Annotated in this window: 21 protein-coding genes; 16 read left to right on the forward strand and 5 right to left on the reverse strand. The window is 47.3% G+C overall.

Annotated features, from left to right (window positions below):
• Positions 1 to 420: 420 nt before the first annotated feature.
• From NWE95_13670 to NWE95_13685, 4 genes are all read left to right on the forward strand, one after another.
• Positions 421 to 987 (forward strand): hypothetical protein, encoded by a 567-nt coding sequence (locus NWE95_13670; protein ID MCW4004947.1) that lies wholly within the window; start codon positions 421 to 423, stop codon positions 985 to 987.
• Between the two features lie 767 nt (positions 988 to 1,754).
• Positions 1,755 to 2,351: a hypothetical protein gene (locus NWE95_13675; protein ID MCW4004948.1), complete on the forward strand. Its 597-nt coding sequence runs from the start codon at positions 1,755 to 1,757 to the stop codon at positions 2,349 to 2,351.
• A 308-nt stretch (positions 2,352 to 2,659) separates the two neighbouring features.
• Positions 2,660 to 3,193 (forward strand): hypothetical protein, encoded by a 534-nt coding sequence (locus NWE95_13680; GenBank protein ID MCW4004949.1) that lies wholly within the window; start codon positions 2,660 to 2,662, stop codon positions 3,191 to 3,193.
• Positions 3,190 to 3,945: a glycosyltransferase gene (locus NWE95_13685; GenBank protein MCW4004950.1), complete on the forward strand. Its 756-nt coding sequence runs from the start codon at positions 3,190 to 3,192 to the stop codon at positions 3,943 to 3,945. The genes NWE95_13680 and NWE95_13685 overlap by 4 nt, the downstream gene beginning before the upstream one ends.
• 191 nt (positions 3,946 to 4,136) lie before the next feature.
• Here NWE95_13685 and NWE95_13690 read toward each other — a convergent pair whose 3' ends face one another.
• The 5 genes from NWE95_13690 to NWE95_13710 form a co-directional block, all read right to left on the reverse strand.
• Complete coding sequence (locus NWE95_13690) at positions 4,137 to 4,670, reverse strand: hypothetical protein (GenBank protein ID MCW4004951.1); 534 nt, start codon at positions 4,668 to 4,670, stop codon at positions 4,137 to 4,139.
• Between the two features lie 262 nt (positions 4,671 to 4,932).
• Positions 4,933 to 5,469 (reverse strand): metal-binding protein, encoded by a 537-nt coding sequence (locus NWE95_13695; protein ID MCW4004952.1) that lies wholly within the window; start codon positions 5,467 to 5,469, stop codon positions 4,933 to 4,935.
• Positions 5,470 to 5,613: 144 nt separating this feature from the next.
• Positions 5,614 to 7,389 (reverse strand): FtsK/SpoIIIE domain-containing protein, encoded by a 1,776-nt coding sequence (locus NWE95_13700; protein ID MCW4004953.1) that lies wholly within the window; start codon positions 7,387 to 7,389, stop codon positions 5,614 to 5,616.
• Entirely contained in the window at positions 7,361 to 8,791 is a 1,431-nt protein-coding gene (locus NWE95_13705; GenBank protein ID MCW4004954.1) for a hypothetical protein, read from the reverse strand. The genes NWE95_13700 and NWE95_13705 overlap by 29 nt, the downstream gene beginning before the upstream one ends.
• Positions 8,788 to 9,024, reverse strand: a complete 237-nt coding sequence (locus tag NWE95_13710; protein MCW4004955.1) for a hypothetical protein — start codon at positions 9,022 to 9,024, stop codon at positions 8,788 to 8,790. Before NWE95_13710 ends, NWE95_13705 begins: the two co-directional genes overlap by 4 nt.
• 476 nt (positions 9,025 to 9,500) lie before the next feature.
• Between NWE95_13710 and NWE95_13715 the strand changes: the two genes are divergently transcribed.
• From NWE95_13715 to NWE95_13770, 12 genes are all read left to right on the forward strand, one after another.
• Positions 9,501 to 10,349 (forward strand): tyrosine-type recombinase/integrase, encoded by an 849-nt coding sequence (locus NWE95_13715; protein ID MCW4004956.1) that lies wholly within the window; start codon positions 9,501 to 9,503, stop codon positions 10,347 to 10,349.
• A 116-nt stretch (positions 10,350 to 10,465) separates the two neighbouring features.
• Positions 10,466 to 10,849, forward strand: coding sequence for a helix-turn-helix domain-containing protein (locus tag NWE95_13720; GenBank protein ID MCW4004957.1), 384 nt, complete (start codon positions 10,466 to 10,468; stop codon positions 10,847 to 10,849).
• A gap of 227 nt (positions 10,850 to 11,076) precedes the next feature.
• Positions 11,077 to 11,346, forward strand: coding sequence for a hypothetical protein (locus tag NWE95_13725; GenBank protein MCW4004958.1), 270 nt, complete (start codon positions 11,077 to 11,079; stop codon positions 11,344 to 11,346).
• Complete coding sequence (locus NWE95_13730; protein MCW4004959.1) at positions 11,343 to 11,987, forward strand: hypothetical protein; 645 nt, start codon at positions 11,343 to 11,345, stop codon at positions 11,985 to 11,987. Before NWE95_13725 ends, NWE95_13730 begins: the two co-directional genes overlap by 4 nt.
• 397 nt (positions 11,988 to 12,384) lie before the next feature.
• Entirely contained in the window at positions 12,385 to 13,170 is a 786-nt protein-coding gene (locus NWE95_13735; protein MCW4004960.1) for a ParA family protein, read from the forward strand.
• 21 nt (positions 13,171 to 13,191) lie between these two features.
• Complete coding sequence (locus NWE95_13740; protein ID MCW4004961.1) at positions 13,192 to 13,557, forward strand: hypothetical protein; 366 nt, start codon at positions 13,192 to 13,194, stop codon at positions 13,555 to 13,557.
• A gap of 348 nt (positions 13,558 to 13,905) precedes the next feature.
• Positions 13,906 to 14,886 (forward strand): helix-turn-helix domain-containing protein, encoded by a 981-nt coding sequence (locus NWE95_13745; protein ID MCW4004962.1) that lies wholly within the window; start codon positions 13,906 to 13,908, stop codon positions 14,884 to 14,886.
• Positions 14,870 to 15,226 carry a hypothetical protein gene (locus tag NWE95_13750; protein MCW4004963.1) on the forward strand — a complete coding sequence of 119 codons (357 nt, stop codon included), beginning with the start codon at positions 14,870 to 14,872 and terminating at the stop codon, positions 15,224 to 15,226. The genes NWE95_13745 and NWE95_13750 overlap by 17 nt, the downstream gene beginning before the upstream one ends.
• A 300-nt stretch (positions 15,227 to 15,526) precedes the next feature.
• Positions 15,527 to 16,237, forward strand: coding sequence for a hypothetical protein (locus NWE95_13755; protein ID MCW4004964.1), 711 nt, complete (start codon positions 15,527 to 15,529; stop codon positions 16,235 to 16,237).
• Entirely contained in the window at positions 16,234 to 17,166 is a 933-nt protein-coding gene (locus NWE95_13760; protein MCW4004965.1) for a LamG domain-containing protein, read from the forward strand. The genes NWE95_13755 and NWE95_13760 overlap by 4 nt, the downstream gene beginning before the upstream one ends.
• Positions 17,157 to 17,294 carry a hypothetical protein gene (locus NWE95_13765; GenBank protein ID MCW4004966.1) on the forward strand — a complete coding sequence of 46 codons (138 nt, stop codon included), beginning with the start codon at positions 17,157 to 17,159 and terminating at the stop codon, positions 17,292 to 17,294. Before NWE95_13760 ends, NWE95_13765 begins: the two co-directional genes overlap by 10 nt.
• A gap of 480 nt (positions 17,295 to 17,774) precedes the next feature.
• Positions 17,775 to 19,805, forward strand: a 2,031-nt coding sequence (locus NWE95_13770; GenBank protein ID MCW4004967.1) for a hypothetical protein, incomplete at its 3' end; no start/stop codon positions are given.

Here is a 19,805-nt window from a genome sequence, read left to right on the forward strand (position 1 = left end):
ATTCCAACAATTACTCCATTCCCCACATGGACACCGAAAGCCACATGGACCGCATCAGCAATCCCACCAACACGTACATCAACGCCAACATATCCACCGACCAACACATCGGCTCCTACCCATACGGATGAACCAACAGATACTCCATCTAGTTCTAACACGCCAACGCCACGCGCCACAAAAACACCGCCAGCAACCAATACACCATGGCCTACATATACGGACGTACCGCCGACATATACCCCAACCTGGGAACCTCCAGAACCGCCTCAACAACCACCTCCAGCTTGCTATGCCGCCTGCATAAAACCTAACCTTTGGGACTATATACTTGGTCGTGTAAATATAGAATGGGAAGAAGAACCTGATGAAAAATGGCAATTGTCTATATTTAATATAATCCGACTTGGATTCCAATTCTTGGAATCCAATATAACTAGAACGACATCAGGCATATCTGCTTATATCGCAGCATATGTAGATTATCAGCGCTGTTTGGCGTTATCATTCATCGTCTGGTGCCCGGAGCACTCAGCAGCTATCATAGCATTACCTACTGAACTAGCTGATAAAGAGCCATTTGGTACGATCAACGAGGTCAACCAGTCCTATGACGCCATAGCTACAATGGCTGCAACATATGCCTGGACTGACACCGGTATATTAGATGAGTCAGGTAATCCGTTGGTAGAACCTGATGTCCTCCCATCCTGGTCGGACTGGATACCATCAGCGGACAATGTCTGGAATGGTGGTCAGATACAATTAGAAGTAGGTCGAGAAACAGCGCGCATGGATTGCGACTTTGGATTAAAGCCATTCGTTGGCGATTACCTTGGCGCCGGTATGTGTTGGTTGTTCTATACGATGGACGATTTAGGCGTGCTATCGTGGCTACAATTCTTTGTGAATGTTATTGCAATTATCAGCCTACCCGTCTATATGAAACGGCGCTGGATTGATGCTGGAATGGACGATGATACATGAACCGCTGCCTGCTGATTGCGATGTTGCTGCCATTGCTAGTCGGGTTAATTCCCTCAAATTGTGCCCACGCATCATCAAACGTCTGCATGGTATCATCCTCGTTGCCATTTCCTACGGACATAATGCGAGCCACGCGTGTTGTGCTCGAAAATGCTCCGGTCATACCGTTAGGTGTTTGCTTCGCCATTACTGATGTGGCCAATTATGACTCGCGCTACCTGGTATCTATTGTGGGCTTGGACGCTGAGTCGTTAGCGATCGATCCGAACTGGACATTGGATCAATCACGCTGGTCTGGACTTGTTGCGTTGGAACGGTCTTGGTTGGGTGGCCTCTCAGGCGGTCTACAAGGTACGGCTGAGTTCAGCGCAATTGTCCAGGCATTGCCAATATCTCCCCAGGCAAAAGATGACCTCGATCCATGGGGATCCGGCTCGCCATCTGGCTATGTTCCTGACCTTAACGAGATTGAAGGAGTATTATATTTTCCGTTTGCCAATGGTACCAGCGCACTGTATGGAACGGCTGGAGTGCATAGCGTGGACGGTAATCGTGCCGGGGTTGATTTCCTAGGATGGGATCAGATAGGAATAATGACACGTGCGGTGTACGCCATGCAGGGCGGCGCTGTGACATATATTTGTCGTGATTCTATCGGTCAAATGAGCGTAAAAATTGGCCCGCTGTACTACATCCACATGGATGATAGACCCTCCCTGGTTACAGGCCAATACATCGGTTTACATGGTTATATTGGTAATTTGAAAATGGGATCATTCAACAGTGACAAGAACTGTGGTCATGCTGACCAGCAATGGAATCACTATCATTTACACCTGCAATTTTCGCCGAGTGATGGTCATTTACGTGTAGAAAACTGGGATCTGGACATAGCTACAGAAAAATGGACATATGGATCAATTACTCGCAGTCCAGGCCAGATGATTGGACCAGCCGATTGGGACGGTTATGTACCGCCGCCCCCCCCCAGTGAGATACCAACCCCGACACCTGGCCCCTCGCCAACACCTGGCCCCTCGCCAACACCCACAGAAGGCCCTCCGCCTAGTCCACCGCGCCCTGGCGGATCGAATAATGGCTCCAATTTTTGGGATTTCATCGTCGCTGGAATAAAATCGATGCTGGCAGCCTTCGCTGACGCACTGCCGGATCATACGGCGATTGATTTACCCACAAAGGTAGCCGCCTATGCGAGCATATTTTTATATGTGCTCTTCACATTTGGCTTACTTAATTTTGGCCCCGCCCTTCTAATCATAGGCGTCATATTCACACTTGAGGGCGTGCGCTCAGTCATCAGCGTTTACAAGCTGATAAAATCGCTGATCCCATTCGTGAACTGATGCGTTATATTTTCCGTCATCTCCGAACGCGTTACATCCTGGTGCCACCTGGCGTCAATCCATTGGAATACCAACCAGAAGGGCTATCGCCACGATCACGTCTCACTGCCTGGCTTGTGGTTTTGTGGATCGTCGGCATTATGATTGTTTTGTGGATCGCTTTATCAAGCCGCCAGGAGGTATTAGCGCAGACGGAATTCACTCCCACAGTTGAACACTCTGTCGAATATCCTGGCTATCCTCAAAAGGTAACCCATACGCCTATGCTGACGATGACGCCAACTTTTAGTCTTTCAGAATCGGGATTGATGAAAAAGCCGGAGAATATACAATTATCATCATCCACACCCTTGACCAGCGATCTGATGATCATAACTGTTCCAGCGACGGTAATTGTCCGTGAAACTGTTGTAGTACGTGAAACCATCCCAGGACCGGCGCAACAGGTTGTTGTGACACGACTGGTTCCCCAAAGTTCTAATGGGTCACAGCCCCAGGTTCGCGAAGTTTTCATTACCCAGATCGTCGTCCATACCGCCGAACCAGGTCCAACAAATACGCCGTGGATTGTCACTGCTACGGCTGGCATCCTGCCAATAGCGACCGTTGCGCCTACTCAAACGCCATGGATCATTACCAATACTCCGGGACCAACACAAACGCCATGGATTCGCCACATAACCAACACGCCAGGCCCAACACAAACACCCTGGATCGTCACAGCTACGCCAACATACACAACTATGCAGACCGTTACCGCTACACTGCCGATTAGTGACACCTACACCCCTACGCCAACCTATACTAACACTATCACAGTAACACAGGAGATTACGAATTGATCGATCTATCTATCATCCTACCTGCTCATAACGAATCGAAACGCTTGCCGCGTTGCATGTCGATCCTTGAAAATTGGCTGGTGCAAAACACATTTGAAAAATGCGTTGAAATCATCATCGTTGAGAATGGCTCATCCGATGAAACTTACCAGGTAGCCACATCGTACTGCAATCATTATCCAGCAAAAGTCCGGACAATCACATTACCTATGCGAGGCAAGGGAATAGCAGTCAAAACTGGCATGTTGATCGCAAATGGAGCCATTCGAATGATGGCTGACGTTGATCTGGCAATGTTGCCGCACGCTTCTGATTCAACAGATAAACTGCGAAACGATTGGTGGAGAATGTATTATCTGGCCCATGAATTCCCCGTTGTGATCGGTTCACGCCGGGCGTTAGGAGCAATCATAGACGAACCACTCCACCGCAAATTGACAGGCCTCCTGTTCAATCGCCTGGTACGGTTTCTATTGCCAGATATTCGCGATTCGCAATGCGGTTTCAAATGTTTCAACGGTCTTGCAGCAGAAACATTGTTCAGTCGCCAGGCCATCAATGGCATGGCCTTCGATGTTGAAATTCTCTACCTGGCGCGTCTGTTAGGCATAGAAGTGTTTGAGGTTGGGGTAAATTGGACGCACGATAACGATTCGCGTGTACGGATGGGGCGTGATAGCTTTGCCATGGTTATAGATTTGTTCCGTATCTATTGCATGTATCGCAACGAACCAAAATCGTCAATTCTCTAGACTGGCTCCTGTTAAAATTAGCTGGGTCTTTTCCAGGGGATAATTTTGCAATATCTATTGCGTTAGTTTTCAATAATTACCCGTTTTCGAGCTGAAAAATATCCCGATCTCCAGTGTTTTTGACCTAAAATTGCAACAATAATTGGTAATAATAGCAGATTGCTTTCGATAATAGGAAATTATCTCAAATATTATCGCACGCAGACACGTAAAATGATTATCCCCCAAAGCCCTAAAACTGCAATAATTAGCGTCCTTCGCCTGCCAATCAGCCCAACCAGAGCTAGAGACCAACTGTGAAACGCCAGATACGGAGACAGAAATGGACTTGCAGCCAGCGCAAGGCGCATATCATCGCGCTTCCATGCCAACCATGCAAGCCATATGCCAAACGGCGCACCCCATGGCCATACGTCTTGTGACCAGGTGAAGTGCAACCTTATAACTGGATTCCACAATCTAAGCATCCAAGCCAAAGCCAGTGAAATTGCCACTGGCCCAACGACCAGGAGATATTCCGTCCAGCCGATTCGTAGTACACGTGCACACTGTAACGCAGTTGGGATCATGGATAGATGGGGTTTGATTACCAATAGCCACAGGCCAGACGATACTGGCAAGGTTGCGCCTAATAGCACCGCCCAATCTATATTACCCATTTGCAAGCCATTCATAACTGGCGGAGAGATCATCAATAGCGCTATTTCAACCGGAGTAGCCCCCATGCGTTGGAACGCCCAGGCATAACAAGCGAATCCGATCATAAACCAGATCGCAAAACCAGCCCGCTCTGGCATCCAACCCAAGGCCGATAACGCTATGGCTACCCACGGTGGGTTATAAAATGATTTCACCTGGTATGGATCACTGTCATGGACAATTGCCCGGGCAACCGGATAGAACGTATTATGCCAATCTTTCCCAACCGGTAGAAGCAGCAACGCTAGCAAAAAAGCCAGCGTGCACAATACCATCAGAAGAATAAACTTACTCTGTTGTGGCATTGCGTTTTTTGGTTGTATTGCCAGGTAAGTTCGTCGGGAAACCATCTAAGCACCAATGCCCAAAATCTGAGATCATCAGCCCCCAGACGAAAAATATTAACCATTCTGGCCAGGCATACGGACGCCAAAGCTGTGGCAATTGTGACACGCTGACGCTTTGACTGATCAGGTGTGTCACACTCATACCAAGATAACCCAGGACATACAGATATATTAACCTGACTAAGGTACCGACAAACGGTAAATGTGATAGCCAATGTCGATGGTGTGGTATCAGGCGTGCGTACGGCCACCAGATAAAGCGCCAGGCTGCGCCGATTATCCAATGCACCCGGTAAGCCACATTGTTTGCATGCACCGGGTTTTGAACGTCTAGGTCTGGTGTGATGAGTATACCGGCCAGCATACCGGAGGCGATCGGCAACATGATTGACGCCGGTTGTCCTAAGACCTTTACCGACGCGGCTGTGCTAAGAGCCATGATCAAGCTAATAGCATGGTGTGTCTTACCGTCCGCCATTATATCCACTTATGTGAAAGCTTGATCGCAGTTTAACCCCATGCAGTTACATTTTGTTCAATATCTATTTGTCGGCGGTTAGCGGTTGGCGGTAATTTTGAGAAACAGGGTATATAGCGATTCTGCATATCTTCTCACAATCAGTTACTCTATTTCAACATCATCAGATACTAACTTCAACCTGCGTGGCGCTGAACCTGATGGTATAGAAACTTCGTATGATGTATCACGAACAACAACTACCTGATTTTCAATGCTTTTCATCCATGTTCGTGTTTCATCACGCGTCAAGCCGCGTTTTTTGAACTGCTCATACAGTTTGGTGTGCGATAGTTCTCCATCCAGGTTGTCAAGTGCGTAGCAAAGGATTTCCTCAAGCGTAACATCATGGCTTTGTTTAATTTGCATCGACCGGCCTTCGATGGCGGCCTGCACTATTTCACGAACCATTTGATCGGAGATATATGGCGATTGGATCGTGATTTGCTCCCCAGATTGGTAAATAAACCGGCCTGGAGGTTGAAGGTCTTTCGCATCGCCATTGCCTAAAATCAGCATCGATGATGAAATGCTGGGACACGAAAAAGCCATTTTAGATTTCAGGTTCGTCTTGATTAATGTCGATATAACCTCCTTTGTCGGCGCCTGGGTTGCCACAATAACATGAATTCCGACAGCGCGCATCCGGGCTGCCAGATTCGCTAATAGCGGTTCGGCTTTGCGGCCAACCGCTGGATCAAGTTTGATGTCAGCCCATTCATCGATTAACAAGACAATGCGGGGCAGCTTGTTGTATTTTCTATGTGCATTGTATTTTCCAAATTCCTTATGCCCTGCCTCTTTGAGGATATTCATACGCCGTTCACCCTCGCCGATTAGCCAGGATAGCAGGCCCGGGACAGCATCACGTTCATACACTATACCTGTTTCCGTAATGTCTTCGAGCGACATTAGGTGGGGGATCCCCTCGTAGAATGTCAATTCAAGTCCGCCTTTTAAATCCACCCCGAGAAGTCGTAAATTGTCAGGAGTATTACGGCTGATGAGGGTACATAGGATGACGTTCATCATGTTAGACTTTCCAGCGCCGGTGGAACCGGCAATCAGTAAATGTGGCATAGTTTTTAACGAACGATAGATCATCTTACTATTGGCACTGCGTCCCATCGGTATAGTTAGCTCATCGGCATATTGCGGCCAGACTTCGGTCATCTCCTGCCAGGTAACATGAGATGGTATACCCCTGATACCGCTCTCTCTTTCCACCCAATACCAGGCCCCGTCCTTTTCGTTGTACATGGCAGTAACGCGATGCCCACAACTGACAGATAAATCAGTTAATACATCCTCGGCTACCAGTTGTAATATACCGATCCCGCGCGGCCTGTGAACTGTATCGATTTTGAATCCAATCTGTGCAGATTGTAGACGCACTTCAGTAAAGTTCACAGAGCGAATTCCAGACGTCAATAGATCACGCTCAGATTTTGGGTAGCGATAGCACAGGTCTCGAGCATTTAACGTGTTGATTATGCGATCCCAATATAAATCTGCCTCTTCCATAAGAAAGCGCCTTTGATGCCGCAATTTGGACTCTTCCTGGCGTTTACGCTGTACAGATGGATCAATTTCGCGTTTTCTGGTAGCTCTAACTATACCCCTAATCAATCGGGCAATCCAATGTCTGCTGGACATCCGATGAATAGATTTTCGTAATCTATCGGGTTCCTCTGCCATGTGGAATTGTTGATCCTCTGGGATCAAATCGACGGTTGCGCCGCTTGGGTCTAAGTCAGAGAGATCACCAACTGGAGATATATACACATCACCAGTATGGGATTCGTTCTCACCCCCCTCAGCCGCCTCAGTAATTAGGGTCTTGTTATTTTGTCTACGGAGAACGAACTTGATTTTTGTCATATACCCACACTCCACCATAGAATAATTTACTGTCTAATTCCAGTTTATAAAGCCTTGCATTTGCGATCAAGGTTTGCGCTGCTTGTTCCTCGCAAGCTGGAGATACAGGCGAATCGGCCCAGACGATCCAGTAACGATCTGGCAAATCATTGGACGAGATTTCTACGATGCCTAACCCGGCGCGTGTGACAGTGCTCAGTGATCCAAGCGGCTCTTGTTCACACGGAGAAAGTTTATATTGCGGTCTCAAATCATGTGCGTACCGGTGAAATGTCACAACGGTTGAGTCATTGATATGCAATATCAGGTCGCCAGGTTGCCATTCCAGTCGCATTAGAGCTACCAGGGTTTTTAGGTCGCCCTTGTTTATTGGATTGTAACGATAGTGACCGAACAACCCAGATAATGTCAGGGGTAAAACCAACATTGCTGCATACGCAGTTTGCCACCTCGGACCGCGCGTTAACACATATGCGCAAATGAGGTACAGCGCCCCAGACGATGGCAGCAGCGCCCGGAATAATAATATCGGTACCCATCCTATTGAAACTATAATCGCCAGGCTGAGCGGCGCCAAACCCAATGCTAGCATCATCAATCCACCTGTATGCCTGGTTTGTATAACGCGCACGCATGCTAAAAATGTAACCGATAGGAATGAAATAACTGTCACGATTTTCCACTGATCGGGAGTGGCGAAGCCTAAGAATTGCATGTACAGTGCGTACACCTGCGCACCCCAGGTGATCTGTTGTATCCAGTACCCACCAGAGATAGTGCGCATCTGGCCAACCAGTACCCCAGCCCAGGGCAGCCAAAAAAATACCGCCGTACAAAGCGGCCAAAGCGAGGTAATCTTACGCTCTCTAGCATACAAGATCAACGCTAATACTGGGCCGTAAATCAGCGCGTAGTTATGCGTGTATAGTGCTGTAAGCATCGCCAAGAACACACCCACCGGAGAACGGCGTAAAATTAGCAATACAACCAGTAAGATTTCAGCCTGGAACAATGTATACATCCGGGCTTCCTGGGCATAGTGAATTTGCGCTGAGCTGATCGCCATAAATCCGACCGCACCCAACCTGGCAACATCTGAAAAGCGTAACATATAGCCGATACCATACAGCAACGGTATAGCAGCCAGCGAAAAAAGAGTCGACGGTACTCGCAGCCAAAAATCGCTATCTAATCCCAGGCTGACAAGGCTATGTAGCAGCAGATAATATAGAGGTGGATGCGTGTCGCCTGATAGCGCGATGAGCAGATGGTCAACTGGTAAACTGGCAACCCAGGCGGAAAATGCTTCGTCATACCATAATTCAGCATGACCAAGATCAATCAGGCGAAGTACAGCTCCTAGGGCAAAAATCGACCAATAGATTTTATCGACGCGATTCATAGGCCAATCGCCCCGATCATGGCTTTATGGTTCATGTACAGCGTAAACAAATACATGGCCAGGCCTCCAATCAGGCACGCACGTTTCAACCAGACGCGCCAAGATTCTGGAATCGGCAAATAGTCGATGCTGATCCAGGCTGCCACAATTGCTAATGCATACACAGCCAGGTATACCAGCAATTGATCTCTCTGTTCCAACAACAATAACCAGGCGTTATATTTTTCTGTCATATCACTCCTCAAAATCGATATGGTCTCGTATGATACGCGGCAATAGGTAAATCCATCCACCGCTAGCCATGGCTGTATTGATCTTGGCATGCAACTGCCAACCTATGAACAATCCAGCGATAAAAGGCCATGTTACGATACAACATAACATTATCAGACCTACTGATGGATCTCCGGTGGTTGTCATATCAGCCTGATTCGGAGCGGATGACCTCGCATCCGATCGACATGAACAATGCCGCGCTTTTCCAATCGGCGAACGATAATCCAGCACCACCAATACGATGCATTCAGTTCATTCGTCGAAAAACGCAATAAGGAATTAATTTCCCCATGAATTATTAAATAGTCCAAAATTTGATCTTCAAGCACCGACTGAGAAAACAAAGATTGTTTTATAGTGATTGATTCCATAAAACAATCACTATCACATTAATTTGACATTATCAAGAAACCTGACACAATGGAGTCAAAGCGTGGACGCGATCCAATCATTCATCAATCAAAATCGTTTCTCTGCTTCAACAAAAAAACACTACCGCTACATCTTGAATCGCCTGGATGCCGATGTAATCGATATTACGGCCATATCCGCAGATGATTTGTATAACTGGTTGGAAGCCCAGGGTTGGGGAGATCAAATGCGTTGGCAGGCTTATGCCTGTATTCGCTCTTTTTTACGTTGGACGACCGGTGACGATCATCCAGCGCTCAGACTGAAAATATCACGATCACAGCCAGGTCCTCAACGAAGCCTCGATTCAAACCAGGCAGCGCTTCTAATCGACTCGTTCGACGATTCGGTATTCGGTCTACGCGACAAGGCAATAGCAACAGTTTTGCTTGATACCGGCCTGCGCTGCGCCGAGGTATGCCGCTTGGAATTAAAACATATCGACTTGAAAAAGCGGCTTTTATCTGTTTTATGTAAAGGTTCGCAATGGGGTTTTGGTGCATTTTCGATCGAGACTGCCGATAATATACGCACCTGGCTGGATGTACGTCGGGAGATTGCAGCTTATGGTGTGAGAACCTTGTTTGTTAGCATTAAAGGATTAACTCCTGGAAGTCCGCTCACGCCAGACGGTTTGAATGTGATCGTGCGACGCTGGGGCGTGCGAATCGGCATAAAACTCAGCCCTCACGATTTCCGTCGTGGTTTTGCGGTCATATCGACACAATCTGGAGCGCCATCACGCTTGGTTCAGATCGCCGGGCGATGGTCATCAATCAAGATGGTGGAGCATTACACGCGGAATCTGACCCTGGCGGATTTTGAAAAATATTACCCTGTGAATTCAATACGTCATCGAAAAAACGAGTAGCGTCTGGTTGGCCGTTCGATCCGGCCCGGGGTCACTGAAGGATTATTCAAAGTTTATTTGCATAATGGTAATAAACTGGCTGATGCGATTCGAAAAGTAGAAAAACGGAGAACATCATGACCGATTTAAAACCTGCTGACCTCGAACATATCTCCCACACGCAATTGATAAACTTAGTTAAACGTGGTATTGTTAGAATAGACATGCTAACAACTTTACCTATTAACGCGATGAGCAAATACGACACACCAGAATATCAGCGACATTCCAACGTGCGAGGAAAATCTATTTCAATTCGCGAAGCCTCCCGTAAATATAATGTTCCTAATCCAACTATCAGCAGGTGGGTTCGACGAGGCTTAATAAAAATTATTGCTCGCATTAATAATAAAATTATGATTGACGAGGCCGATGTAGCCTATTGCGCTGATATTCGTTCTCAAAATCCAGGGGCTGGGCGCTGGTTGTTTAACCCCGATGGTACTCCCTACATAAAATAATTAATTTTATGGAGTGATTTTTGTCACTCCATTTTTATTAATTATATTAATGCTACAGGTTATTGACATCCTGTAGCATTAATGCTATTATCTCATTAGCTTTCCAACCGAGACAAACCAGGGCGTCCCTGGTGGCAACCTTCCCCCCGGCAGGACACCTCGACGGTTGGAAAGCCAGGACAGGTTGGGGGGCGGCTGGTCTAACCGCCCCCCGAAAGGAGGATGAAATGCACCTCACGATCACAGATAATCAGGTTTTACGCGACAACCAACCGGTAGTTATTATAGATAGCCTGCCTAATGCTGTGATCCGCCAGGTCATCAACGATTTAGCCAAATCACTCAAGCGCGCCGGGTATTGTATTAACGACCAGCGCACTAAACGACCGCAACAATGCGATTGCGGAAAGCCCACCGCTTTTCCCAATGGTAATTATTGCGCCGATTGCCTGCGTGAGAAGCGCGCCAAAAACGCCCGACAGTTCTGGTCACGATGAATGATCCGCTGATCGCACAGGTGCAGGCCGATCAAGCCATGCGTCGCTATTATCAATCGCTAGGTCCTGCGGTTCTGATACCAGGTCTACAGGCTATAATCACCGGTATTCTGGCAGGAGGTGCCATTGGCTCGCTGGCCTGGCTGGTAGATTACACCAACCCATGGCGTGTATGGTTGTTCGGCACATTCAGCGCTCAGGCGTTATCCTGGACAGCGGCCATTTTTCGCTGGATGGCCATTATTCACACGTTGGAATCCTGGTCGCCGAATAACGACCAGGCATCATCGGTAACTAACACAACTACAAATGTCGAAACATTACGCTTGGCTGTAACACAGGACAACAGAATCCAGATATTCAACCTGAATATCGATCCCCAGCGTATCTACCAGGCGGCTGCATTGGTCACTGATGGCGCATCGTTTACTGAGCGCGATCTGACAGGCTCCGGGCGCCCCCTCTCGCAGAGCGAGTTCCGACAATTGCGTGATGAACTTATCCGGCGTGGCTTTTTGCACTGGCGCAATCCAGCCGAACCTCGCCAGGGCACTGAGCTTACCGCTGCTGGGAGACATTTATTCCGTCAATTGGCGGTAATGAACCCCCTCACCCATTCGCTAATTCCTGCGGAACCGTAGGCAGCACGCCGCCTGTCCGCATGCACGCAACCGCACGCAAGGAGCGATATGAATATATCCGATCTGAAATTTCATCAACATGTGGTAACCCCGGTTGGCCCTGGCATCGTTCAGGGAATAACCGGAGATGGCAAGGTAATGATATCGCATAAACCCGTTGATCTACCCATAGAGCAACGCCCACCAATCGTCGGTATCTGGGTGTTAAAGTATTACACCCCAGATCAATTAAGTATTCAAAGGAGCTAGCAGTCATGAAAACAAGGGACGAAGTAGAAAATCTTAAGAAGTCTTGGGAAAAAGATCCCATATGGGATTTCGTTACAGCCGTAAATCGCCAGGCAATCGCGCTGGAAGGCATTCTAAATATTCTGGAATGTTGGTGGCATAACAGAATATGACCGCAATCACCATTACCATAGCTAATCAAAAAGGTGGGGTCGGGAAGACGACCACAGCCGTAACCATAGGACATGCGCTGGCAATGCGTGGTATTGCGACGTTGATCCTCGACGCCGACCCACAGGGTCATGTTGCATCCAGCCTTGGCTTGCAGAAGTCGCCCGGGTTATACCGCCTGATCTTCAACCAGGATCCGATCAGCGATGTTCAGCAACAGGCGCGTGATAATTTATGGATTGTGCCGGGCGATAAGCGCACCGAGCAAGCCAAGCACTATCTGACCAGCCTGGATTTTCGTGAGCATGTACTAGCTTCTGCGTTAGTCGCCGCGCCACAAGACGTCATCTTGATCGACCTGGCCCCCAGCCTGGATATACTGCATATAGCCGCGCTGGCCGCATCAGACTGGCTGATAATACCAACCCGCTGCGACCATCTCGCCATCGATGGGGTGAATGAAATCTTGCGCACATTTGCCGAGATCGCTAACCGCGGAGGTCAGCTACAGGGTTTCAACATCTTACCCACATTCGTCGATCGAACAACTAGCGAAACACGCCTGCAATTAAAGACTATCAGCCAGGCGTTCCCATTGCAAATATGGCCGTTTATACCGGTAGATACCAGATTGCGCGAGGCTGCCGCTCATGGTCTCAGCATCTTGGAATATAGTCCATCGGCTCATTCGGTCCGCGGCGTCCAGAATGGATCAGGCAGTCATAGCAGAATAGGCGGTTACATGAATGTTGTCAATCGCCTGATCGATTTGATAAAGGTATAAAGGTATAAAGGTATAGCCGTCGTGAAAGGACAGCGCCAGCCAGCCATCGACCCGGCTGTATCTGCGTTGATAGATAGCATGGAAAAATCGCGCGCCGAGCGCGCCCATCCGATGGCTGACCGTAAGCGCCAGCGTAAGGAGCGCGAGAAAAACGCAAAGCGCAACCGGGTAATGCTCGACCTTCCACCAGAACTAGAGGCGCGGCTGGTTGCCCTGGCTCATAAAATTGAATGTCCGATTAGCCAGGCGGCAGCCTACTTGCTGGCTATTGGCCTGTCTGAGTTAGATGCCGGTAGGGTAGATCTGCGTGCTAATCGAAAGCCATCAAAAAGCCCGAAATTCGCCTGGAATCTTGACCTGGCGGAAATTCTCGAAAAGCTGCGCTAAGGGGCACCCTTGCGACATTTACAGGGGCACCCCTTAACGGTGTCCCTGTAAATACGGTAACGGTGTCCCTGTAAATACGGTAACGGTGTCCCTTAATCGCACAGGAAGCCCTACAAGGCGTTTATTTGAACCAATACGTATTATATAACTCACATGGCTGTATTGGTAGATGTGATGCGAAATGTTACAACGCCACCTCTCCGAATGGAAAAGGCCTTACAAAAGCAACGGAAAACACACGAGATTATATGCAAAATTGGATTAAGGATTATGAACAACTTCATAACGAGAAATTCGATTGGAAGATTCCAGGCGTAGTACGGCAATTAGTTCTTTTCTGAGGTCACTATGTCGATTCGTCACATGTCACGCATCTGGGAGAGTTCTAAACAATCAGGCAGCGCGCTGCTGGTGCTTCTAGCTATCGCCGATATGGCGAATGATGATGGCGTCGCCTGGCCATCGATTGCCACACTATCACGTAAATGCCGATTGTCAGAACCACAAACTAGACGTCTTTTACGAAAACTGGAAAACGATCAGGATATTGAGATTACCATTTTTAGGGGGCATAAAAGCAATATATACAAACTTCCAACCCTCTCATCCACGCGAGGGTTTGAAAATAGAGACCTCGCGCCCACGCGAGGTAATCCATCAGTTAACCATCAGATTAACCGCGAATTGGATAATTATCCATCCTCATCATCCTCATCTACAGATGCCGCCGCTGATGAACGATATAAACTGTTGTTAGCTGCTGGAGTTCAGAAACGATCGATTGAAAAAATCCTGGAAACAGACATCAATCTTGACGACATACTTGCTGAACTGGCGCGCTGCTACGATCCACGCCACAATATACGCAAGCCTGAGGTAATCCTGAGCATGAATCTCATTTCTGGCAATAGGCCATCCGGTCAATATTACAGCGATGATACCCGGGTCCGCTTTATTCCTGAGGAGATCCTGAAACGCGCGGATATCGAATACGAGATCATTTATGACGATCCGTTGCAGCCTGAAAATTCTCTAGCTGAAGAAAAACCAACCGCCGGTGAGATCGACACGGCAGTGCAGGCCGCCTGGCGCCTCGTGACCGACGATCTGCGCCACGAATTACCAATAACGACAAGCAGGAAATTAGACCAGATATGGCTCTACGATTATTCATCCGCAAATTGCCTAATGACATTAGCGTCCAGTGAACAAAACTACCTAGATTGGGTGCGCGAACGATTGTCGACTACTATTATCCGCATGATGACAGGGATAATAAATCAGGATATACGGTTAGATTTTGTGTGTATAGATGGCTATAAAACGTAAAGATTATCCTCCTAATTGGCATGAATTGTCACGTTATATTCGTGTAAAACGCGCCGGTGAACGTTGTGAATGTACTGGTGAATGTGGTCTAAATCATCCAGATGGTCGTTGCGATGAACTAGATGGGTTTAAAGCCAGGTCATTCAGGGGAAATGTCATGTTGACCGTTGCGCACCTGAATCATGACACCACCAGCGCTGATCCTGATAACCTGCGAGCAATGTGCCAACGTTGTCATTTGCGTTATGACATTGATCATCACGTTACCAATGCTAAAGCCACGCGCAATCGAAAGCGCCGCCTGGAAATGCTGGAAGCCGGTCAATTGGAATTGCTATAAACCGATGTATCTGAAACAGTTACGATGTCGCAACTGTGGTTGTCACTACACGGAGATAATCCAAGACCAATCAGGAATATCATCGATCGAAGTTTGCCTGGGCTGCCAGGCCCCCCGCAAAGATTTCATCCCTGATCCACATTCAGCCATATGCAAAGTCATATTTTTACAACCGTATGAGATAAGAGAGGCAAATAAATAATGGCACCGCCAAAAAAGATTTTCTTATTCAACAAATTCAGTATAACGAATCGAATTGATCTATGCTATTTTTAATCCATGAGGCAGGTACTCGCAATCATGCTGCTAGTTATTATCATCCTAGCGCTGATAGGAAGTGTTTGCGTCTCAACCACTCATGTCTATGCTGCCAAAGAAACCGGAACGCCTACCCCAACCACAGATACCGGCATCAGACCTACCGATATTCCGCCAATCCCCTCGCCAACCCCTAAAAAGGACGATTCAACGCCTACTCCCTGGGTAGTGATTCTGATTACCGCCACTCCCGATAAAAAGCCCCCTACCTGGCAAATTCCCGACCTGGACAAGAAGATCAAATATAAGTCCAACGGCGCTGTCGGTTTTCAGAACTTGAGCGACACATCGCTTTTTATGTCACCTGTTCCAAAGGAGATCGATGATCGAATTACGGTATTCATGGATTGGTTAATACAGCGACAACGAGAATACTACGGTTTTTCTGGCAAGTATGCTCAAATGTTAATCACCCATTACTTGCTGCCAGCCGATGGAATTCACCAATACCCTGATGGCTGGTTCAACCACCCTACTGACCAACAATATGCCTGGCCTGATCTAAACGCCATCCAATTCGAGCCAATGCCCGTGGCGATCCACATCGACGTTTACAACGGCCCTGAGGGTATCGGTTTTGTCAGTTGTTTTTCGTTGCTACTGAGCGGATTTCCATATCAGCGCTGCGTCAATTACGGCCCTGAGGCTCTGCGTAATCGCCCCTGGTCGCCGCTAGAGGAGGCGATCCAGTGAATCGTTATCAGTGGTTATTGGTTTCAGTCCTTTTGCTGTTTCCGCTCATTGCATATCTAGCCAATGCACCAATTGTCCTGGCTCAAGCAACGAATACCCCGACACCAACTGCTACACCAATGAAATCAGCGGAGTGGAAGCAAAACCTTGTTGGCTGTTGGTCCTTAGATGAATCGTCAGGGACTCGTTACGATATGGTAGGTCCCAACCATTTGACAGATGTCAATACTGTCGGCAGTGTGACAGGAAAATTTTCAAATGCGGCGTGGTTTGACTCAACGAGTAATGAACATTTGGTAAAAATGAATCCTATCGGTTTGAATATCAATAATTCGAATATTACTATTGCGGCATGGGTATATCCAACAGGAACATTCGTAAGTTATATGACAGTAGTAGCAATGAATAATTTTACAAATGGTTGGAGGATGTATCTAAATAGATGGGATCCTCCAACGATAAATGTTAGTTATTCTATGAATTCATGGGCTTTACTGATTGTGTCGATAAATTATGAAAATTCGCAAATCATATTCAGTATAAATAATATTGATTCAGTTGGAATCCCAGTTAGTATAGACACAAGTGGGTTTAATTTTTATATTGGTAGAACTGGCGGATGGAATTATTTCTTCAATGGTTATATCGATGAAGTGGCTATCTGGCATCGCGCATTAACCTCTGGTGATCGCTATCACCTTTACAACAACGGCACAGGCCTTAGTTGCTATCAGTTATTGGCCGAAGGGACGCCAACTCCAACTCCTACTCCGTCTGGATCGATGAAAGTTGAATTATCGTCAGGCGACTGGATGACCATTGATCGAAGCATCAATTACGGTCAGATCGCTACCGTTATAGTGATTTCTGGCCTGTTGCTGCTGGCCGTTGTTTATTTAATAGTCAGGTTTGGTAGGCAATGGCTCTGATCAATGACATAGCGCAATTATTGGTGATGATATGTTTAGGCGTTTTCATATCGGCTATCATCGTATGGATACCGATTATGTTTGTAACTGGCTTATATCGTCTGCGAATCTACACGGAGGATGATTAATGCCAATTCGCGAATTCACGAATCTACAAGAGGCGCTCCTGTTTGTGTTCGGACCGGTCATCCTATGGTGGCTAGTCATGTTGGTTGTGATCTGCGTGATCATAGCCATTTTGATTCCGCTATTTTCGGTACTGCACAAGATCAACGGAGGTGAATAAGTCAATAATTATAAATATCGAAAAACCTGGCCCGGCGCAACGGCGCGCCGGGCCTAAGTAGCCAGCCGCATTTTTTCCTAATTTGGAGGATCACATGTCCCTTTCATTTTCTGTTGACTGGCCGGGAATCTTTCAAACGGCGTCGTCGATCATCAATGGCCTTTTTCCTGTCTACATGGTGCCGCTAGGCCTCATGCTTGGCGTGGCTGTATTGGGCCTGATCGTACGCGCTTTTAAAAGTGTCCTGGGCAATCGCTTCTAGCGATACGATCGACATAACCGGGCAGCGTGGATCCATAAACTATGCTGCCCGGTTATTATCATGGGAAAATCTGACCGCCTCTCGTTGTCGATAGTCGCCCTGGGCCTGGGCGTTATCATTCCGTTGTTTCTGCTGATAGGCAGTTTACCATCGAGCGCGCTAGCCCAGGGAGGTGCTACTCCAACCCCGACAAGTGTCGTCTGGTTGGGATCTGCTATATCGGGTTCTGGATCACGAGCAGCTGGTCAAGATGCAGTGAATCTGCTGCTGAATTATACTGTTCCCAGCAACAACTACGGGTATGGATATGTTGTGCTTCGTAAAAGCGACACGGGCACCTGGCAGCATGTTCGCACTACCGGTGATAACCAGATTGATCCAAACAGCGCTGCATGCTGGTTTAAGGCTAACCTGGCCAATGCACCAGGCTTTGGCGGCAATGATAATAATTACTGGTGTAATTGGGCTATAACCCAGATCGTTCAACGTGGATATACATTATCTGGCAATATTAACGCTGCTTGGTCAGATTCGGCATACTCGCCAGGCAGCACGGTATCCGCCGGTGAACGTATTACATGCCCAGATTATCAATATGGCCAGGATGGCGTGCAATGCAAAAATGGATCGTCGTCTCATGAATTTTATGTCTTTCCGTTGTACTACGGTTGGCCACCCCAACCAACTGTAACACCTACTGTAACGTCAACTATGACGCCGACGATCCCGTTAACTTGTACAAATGTTCTAGTCGATGGTGGAATGGAGCAATTCCAGATTTCGTCAGCATGGACGCAGTGGGGATATGCTGAAGGGATTTCTAAATTTGGTAGAATACCTACCTCGCTAATGGATAGCGTGTTGAATGGCGGCCCAGCATGCGAATCGCGATTCCAATTGATCGGATGGTGGCCTAATTTGTTTTCCAGCCCAGTGAATTATGGCCAGAAAATATACCAGGATTTCGATTGGCCTGGCGGTGATATGTATTGGAAATTTCAGGCTCGATCTAATTATCGATTGCTGCGCTTTGGTGAGCATAGCGATGCTAGAGCAGAGGTATCTATACAATATGTCACAAATCAGGGTTCTGAGCGTGTGGCATACCCATATGATACTCTAATTAATGAGCCAATTCCAGAGGATTGGAACGAATATAGCGGTGTCATTGAGGATGTACCAGAAGGCATATATTCTATCTATCTAGATGGCAGATATCAAAATGCTAATGATATCGATAGGTGGACTGTATATTTTGATGACGTAGCAATATCCAATTGTCCACTTGTTGGCAATTGCACATTACAAACAACACCGGTTTATACACCGACTTCAACTGTTGCTCCATGCGATATTCCTGATTTATTGAATCCAGACTTTTATGATGATGCCAATAACGTTACTAGCTTAGCATATTGGTCATATGCTAGCAATGAAACATTTGCATTAGATCCAGCGGCTATACCAAATGGTGATAACTACGAGGGAGTCATCGCGGTTGGCCATAATATAGGCATCCGCCAGAACTTCAGAATAACGAATATATGCGGAGATGGCATGTTGTACGTTCGCACGCGTGGATCTGGAGGCGCAATTATATCTCTACGAAACCTAGATACAGGTCAGGAATATACCCAACCAGGTTATGATTATGGGTTTATGATCATGAACTATGGGTTAGTTGGATTTCGTGTACCTCCTGGTAATTATCGATTGAAAATATTACCGTGGTCCAGCAGTCAACAATATAGTTACTTGTGGCTGGATTATGTTTGCCTAAAGATGGGTGACTATAGTGGCTATAGTGAATGTGAGGACGAAAGCGGGAATACAACGGCCACATCCAGCGTAACTCCTGGAACCCCAATACCAACTCCAACACCTCGACCATCAAGAACCCCAACACAAGGACCGACCAAAACACCTACACCGACAAATACAGCAATTCCAACAATTACTCCATTCCCCACATGGACACCGAAAGCCACATGGACCGCATCAGCAATCCCACCAACACGTACATCAACGCCAACATATCCACCGACCAACACATCGGCTCCTACCCATACGGATGAACCAACAGATACTCCA

It is taken from the genome of Candidatus Bathyarchaeota archaeon (genome assembly GCA_026014725.1).
Lineage (GTDB): Archaea > Thermoproteota > Bathyarchaeia > Bathyarchaeales > Bathycorpusculaceae > Bathycorpusculum.